This window comes from Streptomyces sp. NPDC005374 (assembly GCF_042872225.1).
Taxonomy (GTDB): Bacteria; Actinomycetota; Actinomycetes; order Streptomycetales; family Streptomycetaceae; genus Streptomyces.
Map to the genome: position 1 here is coordinate 229,599 of NZ_JBIAKA010000018.1, position 16,768 is coordinate 246,366.

The window sequence follows — 16,768 nt, forward strand, 5'->3', positions numbered from 1 at the left end:
GGGTGCATTCACATGTAGATGGAGGGATCAGCGTCGCCGAAGGGGCCGTCGAAATCCATGTCGTAGCCGGTGAGTGGCGTGGTCGCTCCGGCGAGGGCGACGGTGTGCAACGCCAGTTCGGCTTTGTGGGGGTCGGTCCAGTCCCCGTTTTTCAGCAGTTCGACCATATCCGGGATGTCTGCGCCGGATTGGTCGCCGCGGAGTATGAGCCGGTGGATACGCGGTGCGGTGGACGAGTTGGCCGGGTGGAGCAGGACTCCGGCTGCGGACAGCCGACTGTGCCACTCGGCGAAAGCCCGGTCGACACCGGCCTGACGGGAGATGGCGTCGCGGGTGAGAGGGAGGTTGTGCAGGATGACGCGTGTGATGGCGAGATGGCCGTCGCGTCGCAGCTGAGCGGTCATGAGAGCCTGGTCGACCTCGTTACGGAAGGCCGTGAACTCGGGTTGCAGCCAGACCTGGTCGCACTGCACGACCACGGCGGCGGTCACGTCCGGAACTTCCAGCTCGGCGAGACGTTCGCGCCAGGCAGCCGTGTCTATGACGGGGTCGGTCACGATCCCTCCCGGGTGTGGGCGCCGACCAGTTGGAGGACGGCCAGGCCGGTGACGACGGCCTCGACGGGGTCGATCTCGCCGGCGGCTCCGGGCAGCACACGGGTGGCGAGACGGGCGGTCGCCTGCAGGGCAGGAACCGGGAGTACGGCGAGGAAATCCCGGAGTTCGGAGTCACTCTCGGCGGGGGCCAGCGGGGCCAGACGGCAGGCTACGGCGAGGACCATCGCGGCCGGCCGCTGCTGAGGATCGACCAGAGGGACGGGCAGCCTGTAGGTACGGCCGCCTCGGGCCTGCCGTATCTCCGAGGGGGTCGAACCGGGAGGGTCGGCGCGGCAGACGAGACTCAGCAGGGCCTCGCGAGCCTGGGCTGCCGTCGTGAAGTAACGGTGAGTGGCGAAAGTGCGCAGATAGGCACCCAACAACTGGTGGTCGGGCGTGAATTCGGGCCGTATGAGTTCCGGCGGGTGAGGCAGCCTGGCATCGCGCAGGGTGGCGAGCGCCGTCACCGAGCCGAGCGCCCAGAAGTGGTCGTAGTCCTCCACCGGGCCGAAGGCGCGCCGGGCGGCGTCGGCTTCCGGGGTGGAGACGCGGCCGTGACCGCCGTAGAGGGACCGGCGCAGTTGGGTGAGGATGGAGGCCCCGTCCCAGTAGTTCCCCATGAACTTGGTGCCGGTGAGGATCTCGTACGTCCCGTACAGCGCGCTGGCCTGATGGGCTCCGTGGAACTCGGTGAAGTCGCCTGTCCACAGCAATACTTGGAGTGGGCTGGTGAGGATGGAGCCGAGTTCGTCCTGGTGGGCTGCGGACTTGGGATCGGGGTCGACGCATCGCAGGACCTTCAGGCGTGCGTCGGTGGTGAGCGCGGCCAGCTCACGGGCGGCCCGACTGGAGGCGACGCCCCGGACCGACATGAGCAGAGCCGTGTTGGCGAGCCACGCCAGGTAACGGCTGAGGGCGCCGAGCGGCGGAGCGGGGTCGCGCAGCCGTCTGCAGTGACCGATCACCGATTCGATGAGCGAGTGCGCACAGGAGACGACCTGAATCGGGTCGGCGCCGCCGGCGAGCGTGGCCCGCACGAGACGGTGCAGCACATCGAGATGAACGGTGATGGTGTCGTCGACGGCCTCGACCGGCACTTCGGTCTCCACCAACTGGTCGACGAGATGCCGGATGGCGGTCGGGTCGTTGCCGGTCGCGGCCTGACTGAGGGTCCCCAGATAGGAGTTGACGATGGGATCGTGCTCAAGCCCGGCGGAAGGCGAACCGCGACGACTGCCGCCTCCCTGCCGAGCCAGTGCGTCGGCAAGGGTTCGCCGGAGCAGCTGGTTACGGCCGCCGATGCTGGCCAGGCCGAAGAGCTGTACGAAGGAGAAGACGCCGTAGATGTTCGCCAGCAGGAACAGCAGCGCGCCGTAGGTGGCACTGACGGCGTTGTCCCCGAGCAGCCCACAGCCGGTGAACAGCGCCGCGAACCACCCGATGAGCACCCACTCCCGGAACGCGATGTGCCCGTCGATCGCCCGTAACGACGGCCAGGAGCTGGCCGCGGAGAAGGTCAGCGCGAAGATGACCGCCTCACCGGTCAGCAGCGTCGCGAAGAACGCGATGCTGAACTGGGTGGCGTCGACCACGTCGTCATGGCTACGGGGATAGGCGAACGCGACGAACGCGAGCCCCACGGCACACAGGAACAGCCAGATCTGTCTCCATACCTGCACTGTCGCTCCGTGTCCCCTGAGCTTCGGTGGTGTCGCTCAACTCTTTCAGGGATGACGGGGGTTGCCAACAGGTGATCAGGTCGGTTCGGAGTCGACCGCTCGGTGCGGCAAGTTGAAGCTCGCCAGGAACTCGGCCCAGCACACCGCTGACACTGCGAGCCGCTGATGCTTGGGGCGCTTCGAGTCCCGTATGAGTACACCGAACGGGACGATCGCGGCTTCGACGCATTCGGTCGTGTTGCCGCCGCTGTACGACGACTTGAACCAGACAGGCTCAGAAACAGTCTGCGGGCCGACAGGCATTCACAGCTCCTTGCGTGCGCGATGGATCATGGCGGAAGAGGCTTCCATGTCCAACGCTTGAGCCCGGAGGTACTCGAACGCAAGTCTGTATCGCTCCAGTTCCTTGTCCTTCTCCAGGAAGAGGGATCCGGTGTGGAAGTCGACGTACACGACGTCGAGGCCCGGCTCGGCGCCGCCGATGATGACGAAGCTTCCCAGCGCAGCAGCGTGGGCTCCTTTGGAGAAGGGCAGGACCTGGAGCGTTATGTGAGGTGACTCGTTGGCTTCGAGCAGCCGGTCCAGCTGCTCCCTCATGGTCTCCGGTGACCCGACGAGACGGCGGATCACGGACTCATCGAGGATGGCCCACAGACGTGGCGGCTTCGGACGGGAGAGGATCTCCTGCCGCTTCATGCGGATGTCGACCAGTCGCTCGATCTCCGCCGGCTCGAGAGGGACTTCGTTGGCCTTCTGCAAGGCGGTGCTGTAAGCGCGGGTCTGAAGGAGGCCGGGGACGTACACGCACGCGAAGTGGCCTTCGTGCACCGCCTCGTCCTCCAGGGTGAGCAGCAGGTTCATGCTCTCTGGGATGGAGTCGGCGAAGGAACTCCACCAGCCTTGCTGCTTCGCATCTTTGGCGAGCCGGACAATCGCCGTCCGCTCGGCCTCAGTTGCTCCGTACTCGCGGCAAAGCGCATCGATGACGATCCACTTGACCGGCCCGGCCTGCGTCTCGTACCTGCTCACCGTTGCCTTGGAAACGCCGACCAGCTTTCCGGCGTCCTCAAGCGTCAGCCCCTTGCGGGCACGCAACTTGCGCATCATCGCGCCTAGTTGACGACGTCGGGTCGTGGTCCGTTCGGGCATGCGGCTCCTCCGTCAAGTACCGGGTCGGCAAGCCCGGAGATCCTCATCAGGCTAGGCAGGAAAGAGCCGGACTCACCATCAGATTCACTCGATGGATTCTCGTGAGAAGTTACACAGTGAGACTTCTCTGTGCCATGCTCGCTCGCAGACCGCTACACAGTGCAGTCGTGTGAACACGGCAGGCGCAGCACCTGTGTGGCTTGGGAGGGAGGAGTGGCCATGCCCGGCTACGAGAGGTCCGAGCCCCAACTCCGCTGTGTCCTGCCCTTCGAGGCAGTGCCGGCGGAAGTGAGCCTCCTCAGGAAGGCCGCCGCCAAGCAGCTGAGCCAGTGGGGCGTGTCCGCAGCGACAGAGGAGACAGAGCTGCTCGTTACGGAGCTGGCGACGAACGTCTTCAAGCATGTCGGCGAAGGCGTGTCGGCGACTCTGATTCTTGAGTGGAGAGGGGAGCGGCTGCGGCTTGAAGTTCACGACAAGAGCCAGGTGGTGCCGGAGACCAAATCGACAGGCTGCGACGAGGAGTGTGGCCGGGGTCTGCACCTTCTCGCCTCGCTCGCAGTCGACTGGGGCACGGTGCTGTCGGCAACGGGTAAGGCGGTGTGGTGCGAGCTCCGTGTTGGCCGAGGCGGTGATTGCCTACGCATTGCGCGAGCTGTCGATGCGATTGCGGACTATCAGAGGTCTCGCAGAGCGGCCGACGTGCCCGGGCGGCGCTTGGCTGCTGCAGTCTTGGAAGAGTCTGCGATCGAGCTGATTTCGGACTTGCTTCATTGGACTGCTGCTCGCGGGCATGACCCTGACGACTTCCTCGATCGCGTCCAGACCCGTTACGAGAAGGAGGTTGGGGCCGCCTGAGGAGCATCCGATCCCACCCCGCCCCGTCGAACGCTGACGGGGCGGACAAATATTGAGGGGAGATCGCAGGGTGAGCCGCGAGCCCTGATGAATGTGGTAGGGATTCAGTCCTCTTCGATCAGCGCTCCTGCGAGTTGCAGCATCACCTCCACTCGGTCGTCGCGCCCCAATCGCAGCCAGCCAGCGAAGATCAGGTCAACTTCGTCTCGCTCCGGTCGACCAGATTGCATGAGCCGGTAGAGCCGTCGCTTCTCCTCGCGGCTGTTGAGGCTGAGCGTGCGCGTCAGAACGTCGTCTGGTTTCGGAGATGAAGCGGCTCCGGCAGCCCTGATCCCGGCAATGCATTGCTGGCATTCCACGCTGAGATTTGCTACGTCGGTGTCTACGGGCGGGGTCGGGTCGATGAAGCGAACGCTGAGCACTGCTGTCTGATCGCTATCTGGGTACCGCTCACCGGCGCGTGTGCCGCACGTCTGGCAGAGGTGGCCGGCCCGTTCGAGTGCTTCTCGGCGTCGAGCGGGAGAGATGCGCTGCCGGGGGGATTGTTTTGGCTGTTCACCCAGGTCAATACGAGTCCCGATAGTCGTGAGGCGGTACTGGTCGGGTTGGAGTCGGGGGTCGGTCTTGTAGTTGTCGATCTGCCAGCCCAGATCACGCAGATCGCGCATCCGGCGATCCACCTGGGCCACGCCAGGAACGCCATCGAAGAGCTGGAACTTCGTGAAGACGGTGTCCTCGCCGATACCTGCCAGAAACTCGGCCACCTTTACCTTCGATGACCGCCGCACGGGGCGCTCGTCTGCCATGGCTTCCTCCTGTCCGGCGAACCTCTATGGGTTGCCGACTGTACCCCATAGCGGTGACGGCTCGAACTAATGTACCGTCGGCCCGGTCTAGCGGCGCTGACGGCCTCGTCCGGCAGCGTTCGGCAACTTGAGGAGGGTCGCGGTACTGATGAACATGGTGGTTGTCGCAGGAGTCGTGCTGGTTGCGCTCCGCAGCGTCGTCGCTCTCCTGAACTACGTTCTCGACCAGATTCCCGCGCTGTCGGCTAAGGCGGAGAGGGCCATCACCGTTCTGCGTCGCCTCCGGGACGCCTGGCGTGATGAGGAGAGGACGCCTCGGTAGCGGCCGGCTGCTGGATGGCGGCTCCAGGGGGTAGATGTGCCCCGTCCCCTCGTGTGCCCTGGCTGCGAGATCATGCCGGGGGGCCCAGGGCCGTGCCGACGATGCTGATTCGCCTATCGCGCCAACGGGGGAGCTGGCCCAAGGGTGATCGCCCAACTTCGCGTGCCCCTCTCAAGGTTGGTGGACTTTTTGCTGACCCCTGTCTCCTTGACGTGCTGTTCGGCGCCGGCATGTCATCCCACGGCGGAGCGCAGTATCGCGCCGGCGTCGGCGGCGAGTCCCAGCTCGTGTAGGGCTAGGGCGATATTCATCACGTCCTGATCGGGTTGGTCCCGGCCGTAGATGTGAATCAGGTTGTCGGCGAGCTGATGTTGTTCCTCCGCGCGAAGGGAAGCGAGGGTGAATGCAGTCTCGACCGGGCTCAGGACCTCCGTGGTGGTCTGCCTCAGCAGCGTGAGCGCGAGTTCCTCGCCGTGAGCGCCTAGGTTCTGCAGGTCCCGCACCCGCTGTGCTACCTGCCGTGCTGCACCTGTGTCTCTCGTCATCCGCTGCCGGTCCCTCCGTCGGCGGGGGACCGGCAGCGGAGTCGGGCGGGAGAGCGTAATGAGACGTGCCTGCAAGCCGGCCTTAGTGTTCTTCGCCTCCTTCAGCTGTCGCCGGAGTGCATCGGCCTCGGCGCGCGCCAGTTCGGTGTCCTTGCTGAGGCTGGCGCATCGGCGGCACCGCCGTTCGGCCTCTGCTCTCGCGTGTACCTCATTCAACTCTCCGCGCGTGACACCCACGCGGTCAGGGCTGCCAGCATCGGCGCAGGCCGCCGCGTACAGAGCGTTTACGACACTCAAATCTGGGACGTAACGGCCTTGGAGGAAGCGAGATAGGGAACTCTCGCTGGTAATTAGACGATTCGCGGCTTCCTTCTGCGTAGGTGGCTTACCTCCCTCTTTGGGGTCTTTCTTCAGGTGGCGAGCAAGCACCTGCAGAGCCACAGCCAGGGCCTTTCTGCCAGGAGGTACGTCTCTGCGGATGACCTTGTCGGTCCAAAGTCTCCTGCCCTTGCCCTTGCCGCCCCCGTGCTGAACCATGCTGCCAACCTCTCAACTCGTCTGGTGATTCCAGCAATTGTGCCCGAGTGCTGCGGGTGTGGCAGCTGTGCTTCTTGCTACCTAGCGCGCAAGTTCGTGATCCTCTGGACTTCTGCTCGGGCTCGGGTGTCACATAGGTAAGTCATCCGCATACCGGTGGGCCGCAGATTCGTCTGCCGTGTGCCGTTCAGTGCCCGTCTATGGATCGGTGCGCTGGTTGCTATACGAGCCAAGTCGAGTCGACCGGAGGAGCTCAATGGTGCTGCCCTCGTGGCGCAACGAAAAGCTGGGAAGCATGGTCCGGGGGGCACTGTGGCTGGAGTCTGAAGTTGGTGAAGGGAATACCTTCACCAAGGCGCGGCTTCGCGCAGCCTTCCCGAACCTCTCTCAGATCGACAGACGGCTCCGCGACCTGCGTGATTACGGCTGGACGATCCATGCGAGTCGGGATGACCCCACGCTGCAGCAGCAGGAGCAGCGGTATGTCGCTAAGGGAGCCGAGGTCTGGATCCCGGGCCTGGCGAAGGCGCCCAAGCACAAGACCAGCATTACGGCGGCGCAGCGGGCCAAGGTCATGCGAGGCGACAACTTCCTGTGCAGGTCGTGCGGTATCGCTTCCGGTGAGGAGTACGGGGACAGCGTCGAGCAGTCCCAGCTGAATGTAGCCAGGCGCAAGGTCGTGCTACCTGGCGGAGAGATTGAATTCCAACTGGTCACCGAGTGCAGGCGATGCGGCGTGGGAGGCGGCGCGGACCGGGAAGTCGACCTCGAAGCGCTGCTTGAACTCGTGGAAAATCTCGCACCCATCGAGCGGCGGATCTTCGCCGGCTGGATCACTGCTGACCAGCGCACGTTGAGCCCTATCGACAAGGTGTGGGGAATTTATCGGACACTCCCGGAGCAATCGCGTAAGGCTCTTGCTGAAGCGCTCGACGACATGGACAAGTAGACAAGAACGGGGAATTGCGATGCTGCGGGAGTTCCCGCCGCCGCCGCGTGCGGACGAGTTCAGTGAACTGATCAAGAAGAAGGTCGCGGAGGTTAAGACTGCCAGTGGCACCAGGGAGACTGTCACAGTTGACTGGAACGAACAGCAGGCTCACGTCGAGGTCATCGACCTTCCGCTCAACGGGCTCTACCTCAACCCGAGCACGCACCGGATCCGTGCTCAGCGCAGCTACGACCCGGTCCAGGATGAGGCCTTGGAGACGGACCCGTGGAGCGTTGAGAGCCAGGACTACCTCAAGTTCCTGATCCCTGCCTCGCCCACCGACCCGAATCTGCGAGACCCGGACTTCGACAAGCTCAAAGAGAGCCTCGGACAGTTCGGCCAGAACGACCCGGGGCTCGTGACACATCACGGCGTCTTGGTGAACGGCAACACGCGAGCCGTTGCCCTTCGGGAACTCGGTGCGCAGGCGATGCGGGTGGGAGTCCTACCTGAGTCGTTTACATGGGCGGACATCAACGCTGTTGAGCTGTCCTTGCAGTTGCGGAAGGACCACCGTCGGTCCTACTCGTACATTAACCGCCTTTTGGCGATGGAGGAGCAGGCCTCTCTCGGGCGTACGCAGGATCAGATCGCCAAGGACTTCCGGATCCAGGTGAAGACGTATCACCAGGAACGCTGGATCCTCAGCACCATTCGGGAGCTGATCGCCCGCAGTACGAGCGGAGGGGGCGTAGCCCTGCGCTTGGTTGACTTCGAACGGGCGCAGGAACGTCTCAAGGAGCTGCACCGGCTCTTCGTGAAGCTGGAGGCGGTGGACCGGGACCAGGCAGAGGTACTGAAGGAATGGCGGCTGGCCGCGATCCTCCTCGACTTCTCCAAGACGGATGTGCGATACATCGACGAGCCCTTCCTGACGGAAGGGCTGGGAGAGCAGCTACCGAGTAGCGGCGAAGCCATCTCAGCCCCGGTCGATACTGTGGCCATCCCCGGCCTCGACCTGGCCGTTCCCGCCGCTTCCTCTGCTGTGGCCGAAGCGAGGGCGCTGAACGACCGGATCCTCCGTGCCAGTGCTGCTGTCCGAAGTGGCAAGCCCGAGCTGCTCGACACTGAGAAGGCTCAGGAACAGGCAGTGTTGGATGAGGCCAAGGATGCTTTCGATGGCGCGATCGAGGCGGCCGGCCGTAATGCCCGCCTGCGGAAGCGCAAGCAGCTGGCACCTGCCCGTCTTGCGGAGGCCTGCGCGAGTATCGACCAGTGCGTGATGGATCTTGTCCAGGCGCGCTCTTCGCACAGTCTGGACGAAGAGGCCTTCGACGAGGCGGTGTTGAAACTCAAGGGCAGTCTCCGGAAGCTTGCTCAGCAAGCCGGACGCGGCCTTCCCAACCCCGGCGATGGAGTGGCGTGGCTGTTGGAAGCCGCGGTTTCGGAAGGCTCCCAGTGACTGGTAGCACGACCGAGACGTCCCTGCGCCTGGGGTTCGACGAGACGCGTACCCGCGTTGTTCTGAGGACGACCGATCAATACCAGCAGGCACTTGTCCAACTGGCCGCCCGTTTCCGAACGGGTGGCCAGCAGGGCCCCCTCGCAGCCTCCGTCGCCCTTGACGAACTTCTCTCTGACCTAACCATCCTCAGTGGCTGGCCCCATCGCGAGGGAGTCGAGTGGGCTCCTGAGCTGCGAAATCTTGTAGTGGGCGTGGTCAAGGACGCCGAATCCGTCAGGGATCGGCTCACTGGAACTCCGTCTCTAAACGAGGTCGCATCCAGCGATGTTCCGGACTTGTTGGGGGATACCTGGGAAGCTGAGCTCAGCGAGTTCCAGCTCCGCGATATCACCAAGTTGCTCTCTCTGCAGCATGGGGCTAATTTCAGCGTTCCCGGTGCAGGAAAGACGCGCGTCGCTCTCGCCGTGTACGCAGCCCAGAAGAATCTGGGAAAGGTGAGCCGCCTTCTCGTGGTGTGCCCGAAGTCGGCGTATGAGTCGTGGCGTTATGAGACAGCCGTGTGTTTCCGTTATCCACTGCGTACCCACGTCCTCGACGGGTCGATGGATCAGTGGGCGGAAGTGCTGATCGTCAACTATGAACGGCTGGACCGCTCGCTGCCCTTGCTGGCCAACTGGCTGAAGGCGGGGCCGTCAATGATCATCCTCGATGAGGCGCACCGCATGAAGCTGGGGGCTCGCGGAACTTACGGAGCGGCATGCATGGCCCTTGGGCCTCTGGCTGAGCGGCGGATGATTCTCACCGGTACGCCGGCCCCGAACGGATCGAAGGACTTGGAGAACCTGCTGGGCTTCGTGTGGCCAGGGCACGGCCAGCGCACGGTCGTCCAAGCGGTGGCCGGCGGAGATCTTGCCCATGCCAGCTCTGTCCTTCGTCCCCTGTTTACGCGGACAACGAAACAAGAGCTGGGCCTTCCTCCGGTATGGCTGGCAATCAGGTACGTTGACATGCCGCCTCTGCACAACGAGATCTATGGCGCACTTGTGGGCGGTATGAACAGCGGGAATGCCAGGGACGACCTCAGCGCTCTTGGGAGAACGGCGCTGCGGCTTCTCATGGCGGCTACGAGCCCAGCGTTGCTCCTTGAAGGCGGAAGTCGCTATGAGCCACTCGCCTACCAGCTGCCACCGCTGGATGTTCCTGAAGGCAGCTCGCTGTACTCGCTCATGCAGAATCTCCCGGACTATGAGATGTCGCCTAAGTACAAGGAAGCGGTGGCGATCGTCGCAGAGAATGCGGCCAAGGGCCGTAAAACGTTGCTGTGGACGACCTTCGTGCGTAGTTTGACAACGCTGGAGCACATGCTGGAGAAGTACAGCCCTGCCGTGGTTTATGGAGGCACTCCTGACCGGGATGAGCAGTTGCGAAGGTTCCGCGAGGATCCGAGTTGCACTGTGCTGATCTCCAACCCGGCCACGCTGGGAGAAGGCATCAGCCTTCACCATGTCTGTCATGACGCTGTGTATATAGATCGTGACTTCATGGCAGGCCGATACCTTCAGAGCGTCGACCGGATTCATCGCCTCGGCCTTGCACCAGGCACGGAAACCAGGGTGACGGTGTTGGCTGCCAGGAACACGATTGATGAGGTCGTGATAGCTCGCCTCGATCAAAAGATTGAGTTCATGGGGAGGATCCTCGACGATCCCACTGTGCAGCAGCTGGCCGACCTCCAGGAAGAGCCGGCGGTTGCGGCGGGCTTGGCGCCTAGTGACATCGAGGCGCTGTTGAGACACATGGACGGTGGCTGAGGCTCAGGTTTCCCTCGTGGTGTGGGGCCCCAGCCTGGGACGGGAAGGTGGGGCAGTGGAACACTGTCGGGACCAGGGGCGATGCATATGGGCATCGCCTCTGCCAGACTTACCTTAGTTTTCCGCCGCCTAGGAAGGAGCGCCATGCGCCGCAGCGCCCGACCGCGCCCCCAGATCACCCCCCCGTTGACCTCAGTAGAGATCTGTGCGGGGGCAGGCGGGCAAGCCGTCGGCCTGCATGGGGCTGGGTTCAAGCACCTGGCTCTCGTGGAATGGGACCGTCACGCGGTGGACACACTCAAAGCTAATGTCAGTGGTTGGCCCGGGTGGAATAAGAAGCGGGCAAGCGCTCTCAAGCCAATGGATGTGAAGGATTTCCTGAAGTCCGACCTTTATGCAAATCTTGGAATTGAGTCAGAAGGTTTGGACCTGCTTGCAGGCGGCGTGCCGTGCCCGCCCTTCTCTTTGGCGGGAAAGAGACTAGGGGAAGATGATGAACGGGATCTCTTCCCAGCCGCCCTGGACATCATTGATGCGCTCAGGCCAAAAGCTGTAATGATTGAGAATGTCCGGGGGATCCTCGAGCCTCCGGAGGTTTTTATCGACTACCGTAAGAGAATCCTGGACAGGCTTCGGGGCTACGGGTATGCGGTTCCGGAGATTAGAGATTACTGGCTTCCCGAGAAGCAGAATATTGAGATGCGGAGCGTCTGGCGGAGGCTAGATGCGAGCGACTTTGGCGTTCCGCAATTGCGCCCCCGCGCTATTCTCGTTGCGATCCGAAAAGATGTGCTCGAAAGAAATGGTGCCGAATTTGTTTGGCCGTTGCGGGTGAAGGGGGAGCCGGCAACAGTCCTTGGTGAGCTCGACCAAAGCATGAAGTCGCGCTGTATGGAATTTTGGAATAAGAACTATGAGGGGCGGACCCCGAAGGCAGGGGATAGGACGGGGGAAGATATTTATAATACTTGGCGAGGTGAGGCCGAAAAGGCGGTGAAGGCAGGTAAGGGTGTTGCGCCGACCCTGGTGGGAGGGTCGAAGAAGCACGGAGGGGCTGACCTCGGGCCGACCAGGGCCAAGCGGGCGTGGGAGTATATGGGCGTAAATGCGATGGGAGTCGCGAATGCGCCTGAGAATTGCGATCCGGAGCGGGATCTCTTCCGCCCTGCTGGGCCAATGTTGACGGTTGCCCAAGCTGCCATCATTCAGGGTTTTCCGGAAGGGTGGAATTTTCAGGGTCAAAAGACTGCCCAGTACCGCCAGGTGGGCAACGCGTTTCCTCCCCCTGTTGCCGAAGCCGTCGGTCGTGCTATTGCTGCGGTTCTCCAGCCGGAGCAGCGCGAAAGCCTGCTCAAGTATTATGAGATGGATGACGGCGCCTCGGAGGGCCGTCGCCCCTCGGAGCAGATGTCGCTCGCTGTCTCAGGTATCTCGCGGACTGGTGCGGCGAGCAAGGATCATGGCGGAAATTCTGTTAGCGCAAGCTTCTGATGATTCGTGCTCCCAGAATCGAAGAACGAGCCATCCGGCTTCTGTGAGCCGCTTGTCCGTGTCACGGTCCCGCTCCACGTTGCGGACGACCTTATCTGACCAGTAACCCGAATTCGTTTTCGGTGGCACATAGTGTTCCGGGCAGCCGTGCCAATAGCATCCATCAATGAATACGGCAACCTTAACTGGTCGGAACACTAGGTCGGCCGTGCGGCGGAGCTCTGGGAGAGGTCGCGCGGCTACGCGGTAACGCAATCCTCGGGCGTGCACCAAGCGGCGGATCAGTTTTTCTGGCTGCGTGTCACGGCTGCGGATTGCTTGCATATTGCGGCGGCGGGCGGCGGACGAAGCCCAGGAGCCTTCTGGCGCTTCCCACTTGGCATCTTCGGACATGCTTCAGAGCGTAGTGCGGTGAGGCGAATGTGAAGCATGGGACTCTGCTGATCATTGAGTCGAGGACATGGCCCGCCGCCGCAGGGTGACAGGAGCGGTGGTCGATGGGTGCTCGGGAGCGCGAGCGTAAGTGTATCGGCCGTTGTGGCGGGCCGGGCTCGAGGTGATTCCGGATGCCGTGCCGGACGGTGTGATGCCGTTCGTGCATGGCTATGGTGCCGAGGATGTGGACGGCGGCTTCTCCCACCGGTACGGCACCCCGCGGCTTGTCGAGCGGCTGAATTCGGACTGGTACGACCTCGCCGTGTCCTCGGGCCTTCTCGATCACCGGCGCGAGTTCCTCGTACAGCTTCCACAGGGCACCCGGTCGCACCAGGGCGCCCTGCGGCACATGCATGGCGACAGCGACACTGCGCCGGCGGTCTGGACTCGGGTCCGGCTGCTGGAACGCTGGGACATCATGGGCCGGGGTGCGGCATCGGCGTTCCTGGGCGTTCACGCGGGTCACCCGGGCTTCGCCATGATGGCTCTCGACTGCAGTGTGTACGTCCATGCCTCGACGGGCAAGGTCGGGGTTGACGTGCTCGCGGTGCCTCATCCGGACCGCTCGGAGAACGTCCTGCGGCACCTGGAGCAGGTAGCGGCTTACGACAGTCCCTACGTCAACCGCGAGTTCAGGGAACGGATCGCCGTCTGGCTCGCGGGGCGCGCACTACGTGCTGTCGGCCCTTCAGGCCGCTGACCACGCGGGCCGTCTGCCCGTCCGTCCAATTGGCGGTGGCGCAGCCTCAGTTGCGCCTGCCTGGCGGAAGGTCCGTGTCGTCCAGGGCGGCCCGAGCGGCCGACGTGAAACTGCCGAGGCGCTCGGAGACCGTGGTCACCTCGACGGCGTGACGCTCCACGAGGTTGACGTTGCGATCCGGGGCGCCCGAGGAATCGCGCCAGGCGAGAAGCGTCGTATGCATCGAGTGGAGCCCTTGGTGGACGCTGTGGGCGGCCCGCTCCACCGGCTCGGGCCCCTCGATTGCAAGGCTGGCCCAAGCCGCCTGCACCAGGACCAACTGATCTTGCGCGATCTGGAGCCGCCGATCAGCTTCCGCCAGATCCGGGGCGTCGCCGACCAGGGCTCGTCCAGCCATCTTCAGAGCGCTGCGAGACTCGTTGGCCGGTGCCAGGAAGGCGCTGTACGCGTCTCGCCGCAGTTGTCTGCGCCACTGGGAGTGCTCGACTCTGGCCTGCCCCTCCAACTGCCGTCGAGTCGACCCACTGGAGATCGCCGACGCCGCAACTGTGCCGACAACGCCCACCGTTGCACCCAGCAGCGCCGCAAGTCCCTGGTCCATGCGGGGGATTATCCATCCCGGTGACCACACACCGTCACCGGGATGGCGTGCCCCGCGGGGAACTGGCGACGGTTGAACAGAGAAGCCGTGAGATCCTCCCGCGAGATCCCTCGCCGCGTGACCACCGCTACTGACGCCCCGCCGCAGGGAAGCGCTTCGACGCGCACAACCTTCGAGCACGACCTAGATTCCATATGGATCAGCCCATTCTCTCCGTTGTCAGCCTGCGCTAGGCTCCCGCAACGTGTCGAAGCGCTTCGACGTTGAGTTGTTGAGTCGGCGCCTTCGATGTGAGGGCAGGTCTTCGACTCAATGGAGAGTTCTATGCCGAGTTCAGCCGGTTTCACTCGTCGCCAGGCCATGACGACCTCCGCGGCCCTCGCCGTCGCGGCGTTGGCCTCCCCATCGACCGCCCAGGCCGCCCAGGCCGCTTCCCGGTCCACCGGTCCCGCCGCGTCGGCGTCCGCGTCGACGTCCCCGTCGGCGTCCGCGCTGGACGTGGTCGCGGACATGCAGCCCGGCTGGAATCTGGGCAACAGCTTCGAGGCCATCGGCGCCGACGAGACGGCGTGGGGCAACCCGCGGGTGACCCGGGCGTTCTTCCGCAGACTGAAGGCGCAGGGGTTCAAGAGCATCCGGATCCCGGTCACTTGGGGCCAGCACGAGGGCCCGGCTCCGGCCTACACCCTCGACCCGGCGTTCCTGTCCAGGCTCAAGGAGGTGGTCGACTGGGCCCTGGCCGACGGTTTCTACGTTCTGATCAACATGCACGGCGACGCGTGGCAGTGGGTGCCGAACATGCCGGTCCAGCATGACGCGGTCCTCGCCCAGTACACGGCCACCTGGCAGCAGATCGCCGCCGCCTTCCGGGACGAACCGCGCCGACTGCTCTTCGAGAGCATCAACGAGCCCTTCTTCAACGGCAGTTCGGGCGATGCGCAGAACGCCGTTCTGATGAACGAGCTCAACACGACCTTCCACTCCATCGTGCGCGCGACCGGCGGAGGCAATAAGGACCGGCTGCTGGTCATGCCGACCCTGGGGGACACCCCGGATCAGGCCAAGATCGACACCCTGCTCGCCACCTTCGCCGCGCTCGACGACCCGCACCTCGTGGCCTCGATCCACTACTACAGCTTCTGGCCGTTCAGCGTGAACCTCGCCGGCTACACGACCTTCAACGCGGCCACCCAGCAGGACCTGACCGACACCTTCGACCTGCTGCACCGGTCCTTCGTGGCCAAGGGGATCCCGGTGGTCGTCGGTGAGTACGGGCTGCTCGGCTGGGACTCCGGCCCGGGCACGGTCGAGGAGGGGGAGACGCTCAAGTACCTCGAGTATCTGGGCTATTACGCGCGCTACCGGGGCCTGACCACGATGCTGTGGGACAACGGCAGTCGCTTCGACCGCCGCACCATGCAGTGGAACGACCCGAGCCTCTACGCACAGATACGTTCGAGCTGGACCGGGCGCTCCGGCACCGCGTCCACCGATCAGCTCTTCGTGCCCAAGGGCAGGACCCCGACGGACGCGGCGATCACGCTGAACCTCAACGGCACCCGGCTGACGAGGATCGATGTCGTCGGCGCCCGCCCCCTGGTCCGAGGTGTGGACTACACCGTCAGCGGCAGCACGCTGACGATCGCGGCGGCGACGCTCGGCCGGCTGACCGCGTCGCAGGAGTACGGCACGAACGCCGTCCTGTCACTCCGGTTCTCGGAAGGGATTCCCTGGGCCGTCAACGTCATCACCTACGACAAGCCGGTCCTGACGAGCGCGACGGGTACGACGACCTCGCTGGTGATCCCCACCGCGTTCAACGGGGACAAGCTGGCGACCATGGAGGCCGTCTACGCCGACGGCAGCCCGGCCGGTCCGCAGTCCTGGACGACGTACAAGCAGTTCAACGTGGCCTTCACGGTGGACTACACCGCAGACACGATCACCTTGCCGAGCGCGTTCTTCGGCGAGGTCACCGACGGTGCCCCCGTGACCCTCACCTTCCACTTCTGGAGCGGGGCGATCCTGACGTACACGGTGACCAGGTCCGGCACGGCGGTCACGGGCACCTCCGCCTGAACAAGAGACTGTGGTGGCCGACCTCCAGGGGGCGGCCACCACGCCGTTCACCTCCGGCCCGGCGGAGGGCGTCCGCGAGTAAGAGGTCCATAAGAGGTCTACGTGAACCCCTCGGCACCCCTGCCGACCCCGGTGATCTTCTGTGTACCGTCCTGGCTGTGTTGAGCGGTGGACATGTCAATAATCCGTCCACTGTTCTACGCGCGAAGACCCGGCCCCCGCACCGGCGTTCCGTACTCCCAACTCGCCCCCCACACACGGAGGTTCACGCGATGCTCGGCCTCGCTACCACCACCCCCCGCAGGTTCACCACCGCCCTCACCGTCCTCGGTCTGCTGACCGCGGGCGCCACCCTTCAGGCGTCCGCCGCGACCCCCGCCGCGGCGGCCACCACCCACCGCGTCCTCTTCGACAACGCCCACGCCGAGACGGCCGGCAACGCCGACTGGATCATCTCCACCAGCCAGCCCGACCCCACCGGGCAGAAGGCATCGCCCACCGCCGAGACCGACTGGACCGGCGCCCTCTCCTCCTGGGGCGTCGCCCTTCAGAAGACCGGCTCCTACAGCCTCAAGACCTCGACCAGCGCCCTCACGTACGGCGGCACCTCGGCCACCGACCTGTCGAACTTCGACACCCTGGTCCTGCCCGAGCCCAACACGCTCTTCACCGCCGCCGAGAAGACGGCGATCATGACCTTCGTGAAGAACGGCGGCGGCCTCTTCATGATCTCCGACCACACCGGCGCCGACCGCAACAGCGACGG

At 64.3% G+C, this 16,768-nt stretch carries 15 protein-coding genes and 1 pseudogene; 8 read left to right on the forward strand and 8 right to left on the reverse strand.

The genetic code is table 11. From position 1 onward, the window contains the following. Positions 1-8: 8 nt before the first annotated feature. The 4 genes from ACFYRX_RS37135 to ACFYRX_RS37150 form a co-directional block, all read right to left on the reverse strand. On the reverse strand, positions 9-557 hold the full coding sequence (locus tag ACFYRX_RS37135) for a hypothetical protein (RefSeq protein WP_389109804.1): 549 nt from the start codon (positions 555-557) through the stop codon (positions 9-11). Further along, positions 554-2,275 (reverse strand): hypothetical protein, encoded by a 1,722-nt coding sequence (locus ACFYRX_RS37140; RefSeq protein WP_389109806.1) that lies wholly within the window; start codon positions 2,273-2,275, stop codon positions 554-556. The genes ACFYRX_RS37135 and ACFYRX_RS37140 overlap by 4 nt, the downstream gene beginning before the upstream one ends. 75 nt (positions 2,276-2,350) lie before the next feature. Continuing rightward, positions 2,351-2,578 carry a DUF397 domain-containing protein gene (locus ACFYRX_RS37145; protein ID WP_389109809.1) on the reverse strand — a complete coding sequence of 76 codons (228 nt, stop codon included), beginning with the start codon at positions 2,576-2,578 and terminating at the stop codon, positions 2,351-2,353. Continuing rightward, a complete protein-coding gene (locus ACFYRX_RS37150) occupies positions 2,579-3,424 on the reverse strand; it encodes a helix-turn-helix domain-containing protein (RefSeq protein WP_389109811.1) in 846 nt (281 codons plus the stop codon). Between the two features lie 219 nt (positions 3,425-3,643). On the opposite strand from ACFYRX_RS37150, the gene ACFYRX_RS37155 reads away from it, so the two are divergent. Further along, entirely contained in the window at positions 3,644-4,279 is a 636-nt protein-coding gene (locus ACFYRX_RS37155) for an ATP-binding protein (RefSeq protein WP_389109813.1), read from the forward strand. Between the two features lie 104 nt (positions 4,280-4,383). Here the strand turns inward: ACFYRX_RS37155 and ACFYRX_RS37160 are convergent, their stop codons facing one another. Both ACFYRX_RS37160 and ACFYRX_RS37165 read right to left on the reverse strand, forming a co-directional pair. After that, complete coding sequence (locus ACFYRX_RS37160) at positions 4,384-5,085, reverse strand: hypothetical protein (protein WP_389109816.1); 702 nt, start codon at positions 5,083-5,085, stop codon at positions 4,384-4,386. A gap of 555 nt (positions 5,086-5,640) precedes the next feature. Next, positions 5,641-6,489 carry a hypothetical protein gene (locus tag ACFYRX_RS37165; protein WP_389109819.1) on the reverse strand — a complete coding sequence of 283 codons (849 nt, stop codon included), beginning with the start codon at positions 6,487-6,489 and terminating at the stop codon, positions 5,641-5,643. Positions 6,490-6,745: 256 nt separating this feature from the next. Between ACFYRX_RS37165 and ACFYRX_RS37170 the strand changes: the two genes are divergently transcribed. The 4 genes from ACFYRX_RS37170 (at position 6,746) to ACFYRX_RS37185 (ending at position 12,187) form a co-directional block, all read left to right on the forward strand. Next, complete coding sequence (locus ACFYRX_RS37170) at positions 6,746-7,438, forward strand: hypothetical protein (protein WP_389109822.1); 693 nt, start codon at positions 6,746-6,748, stop codon at positions 7,436-7,438. A gap of 19 nt (positions 7,439-7,457) precedes the next feature. After that, positions 7,458-8,882 (forward strand): hypothetical protein, encoded by a 1,425-nt coding sequence (locus ACFYRX_RS37175; RefSeq protein ID WP_389109824.1) that lies wholly within the window; start codon positions 7,458-7,460, stop codon positions 8,880-8,882. After that, on the forward strand, positions 8,879-10,696 hold the full coding sequence (locus ACFYRX_RS37180) for a DEAD/DEAH box helicase (protein WP_389109869.1): 1,818 nt from the start codon (positions 8,879-8,881) through the stop codon (positions 10,694-10,696). The genes ACFYRX_RS37175 and ACFYRX_RS37180 overlap by 4 nt, the downstream gene beginning before the upstream one ends. A gap of 144 nt (positions 10,697-10,840) precedes the next feature. Then, positions 10,841-12,187 (forward strand): DNA cytosine methyltransferase, encoded by a 1,347-nt coding sequence (locus ACFYRX_RS37185; protein WP_389109827.1) that lies wholly within the window; start codon positions 10,841-10,843, stop codon positions 12,185-12,187. Here the strand turns inward: ACFYRX_RS37185 and ACFYRX_RS37190 are convergent. After that, positions 12,119-12,580 carry a very short patch repair endonuclease gene (locus tag ACFYRX_RS37190; protein ID WP_389109829.1) on the reverse strand — a complete coding sequence of 154 codons (462 nt, stop codon included), beginning with the start codon at positions 12,578-12,580 and terminating at the stop codon, positions 12,119-12,121. The two genes, ACFYRX_RS37185 and ACFYRX_RS37190, sit on opposite strands and share 69 nt — an antisense overlap. A 130-nt stretch (positions 12,581-12,710) precedes the next feature. Here ACFYRX_RS37190 and ACFYRX_RS37195 point away from each other — a divergent pair, with 130 nt between their 5' ends. After that, positions 12,711-13,322, forward strand: a complete 612-nt coding sequence (locus ACFYRX_RS37195; protein WP_389109831.1) for a hypothetical protein — start codon at positions 12,711-12,713, stop codon at positions 13,320-13,322. A 46-nt stretch (positions 13,323-13,368) separates the two neighbouring features. On the opposite strand, the gene ACFYRX_RS37200 is transcribed toward ACFYRX_RS37195, so the two are convergent. Next, positions 13,369-13,923, reverse strand: coding sequence for a hypothetical protein (locus ACFYRX_RS37200; RefSeq protein WP_389109834.1), 555 nt, complete (start codon positions 13,921-13,923; stop codon positions 13,369-13,371). Positions 13,924-14,247: 324 nt separating this feature from the next. Between ACFYRX_RS37200 and ACFYRX_RS37205 the strand changes: the two genes are divergently transcribed. Next, on the forward strand, positions 14,248-16,002 hold the full coding sequence (locus tag ACFYRX_RS37205) for a cellulase family glycosylhydrolase (protein WP_389109837.1): 1,755 nt from the start codon (positions 14,248-14,250) through the stop codon (positions 16,000-16,002). A gap of 272 nt (positions 16,003-16,274) precedes the next feature. Continuing rightward, positions 16,275-16,768 (forward strand): annotated as a pseudogene (locus tag ACFYRX_RS37210) (hydrolase); the annotation flags it as partial.

Coding starts and splice junctions, on each gene's coding strand:
- ACFYRX_RS37145 (WP_389109809.1), bottom strand. CDS start 2,578: ATGCCTGTCGGCCCGCAGACTGTTTCTGAGCCTGTCTGGTTCAAGTCG.
- ACFYRX_RS37150 (WP_389109811.1), bottom strand. CDS start 3,424: ATGCCCGAACGGACCACGACCCGACGTCGTCAACTAGGCGCGATGATG.
- ACFYRX_RS37155 (WP_389109813.1), top strand. CDS start 3,644: ATGCCCGGCTACGAGAGGTCCGAGCCCCAACTCCGCTGTGTCCTGCCC.
- ACFYRX_RS37160 (WP_389109816.1), bottom strand. CDS start 5,085: ATGGCAGACGAGCGCCCCGTGCGGCGGTCATCGAAGGTAAAGGTGGCC.
- ACFYRX_RS37165 (WP_389109819.1), bottom strand. CDS start 6,489: ATGGTTCAGCACGGGGGCGGCAAGGGCAAGGGCAGGAGACTTTGGACC.
- ACFYRX_RS37170 (WP_389109822.1), top strand. CDS start 6,746: ATGGTGCTGCCCTCGTGGCGCAACGAAAAGCTGGGAAGCATGGTCCGG.
- ACFYRX_RS37175 (WP_389109824.1), top strand. CDS start 7,458: ATGCTGCGGGAGTTCCCGCCGCCGCCGCGTGCGGACGAGTTCAGTGAA.
- ACFYRX_RS37185 (WP_389109827.1), top strand. CDS start 10,841: ATGCGCCGCAGCGCCCGACCGCGCCCCCAGATCACCCCCCCGTTGACC.
- ACFYRX_RS37190 (WP_389109829.1), bottom strand. CDS start 12,580: ATGTCCGAAGATGCCAAGTGGGAAGCGCCAGAAGGCTCCTGGGCTTCG.
- ACFYRX_RS37200 (WP_389109834.1), bottom strand. CDS start 13,923: ATGGACCAGGGACTTGCGGCGCTGCTGGGTGCAACGGTGGGCGTTGTC.
- ACFYRX_RS37205 (WP_389109837.1), top strand. CDS start 14,248: ATGCCGAGTTCAGCCGGTTTCACTCGTCGCCAGGCCATGACGACCTCC.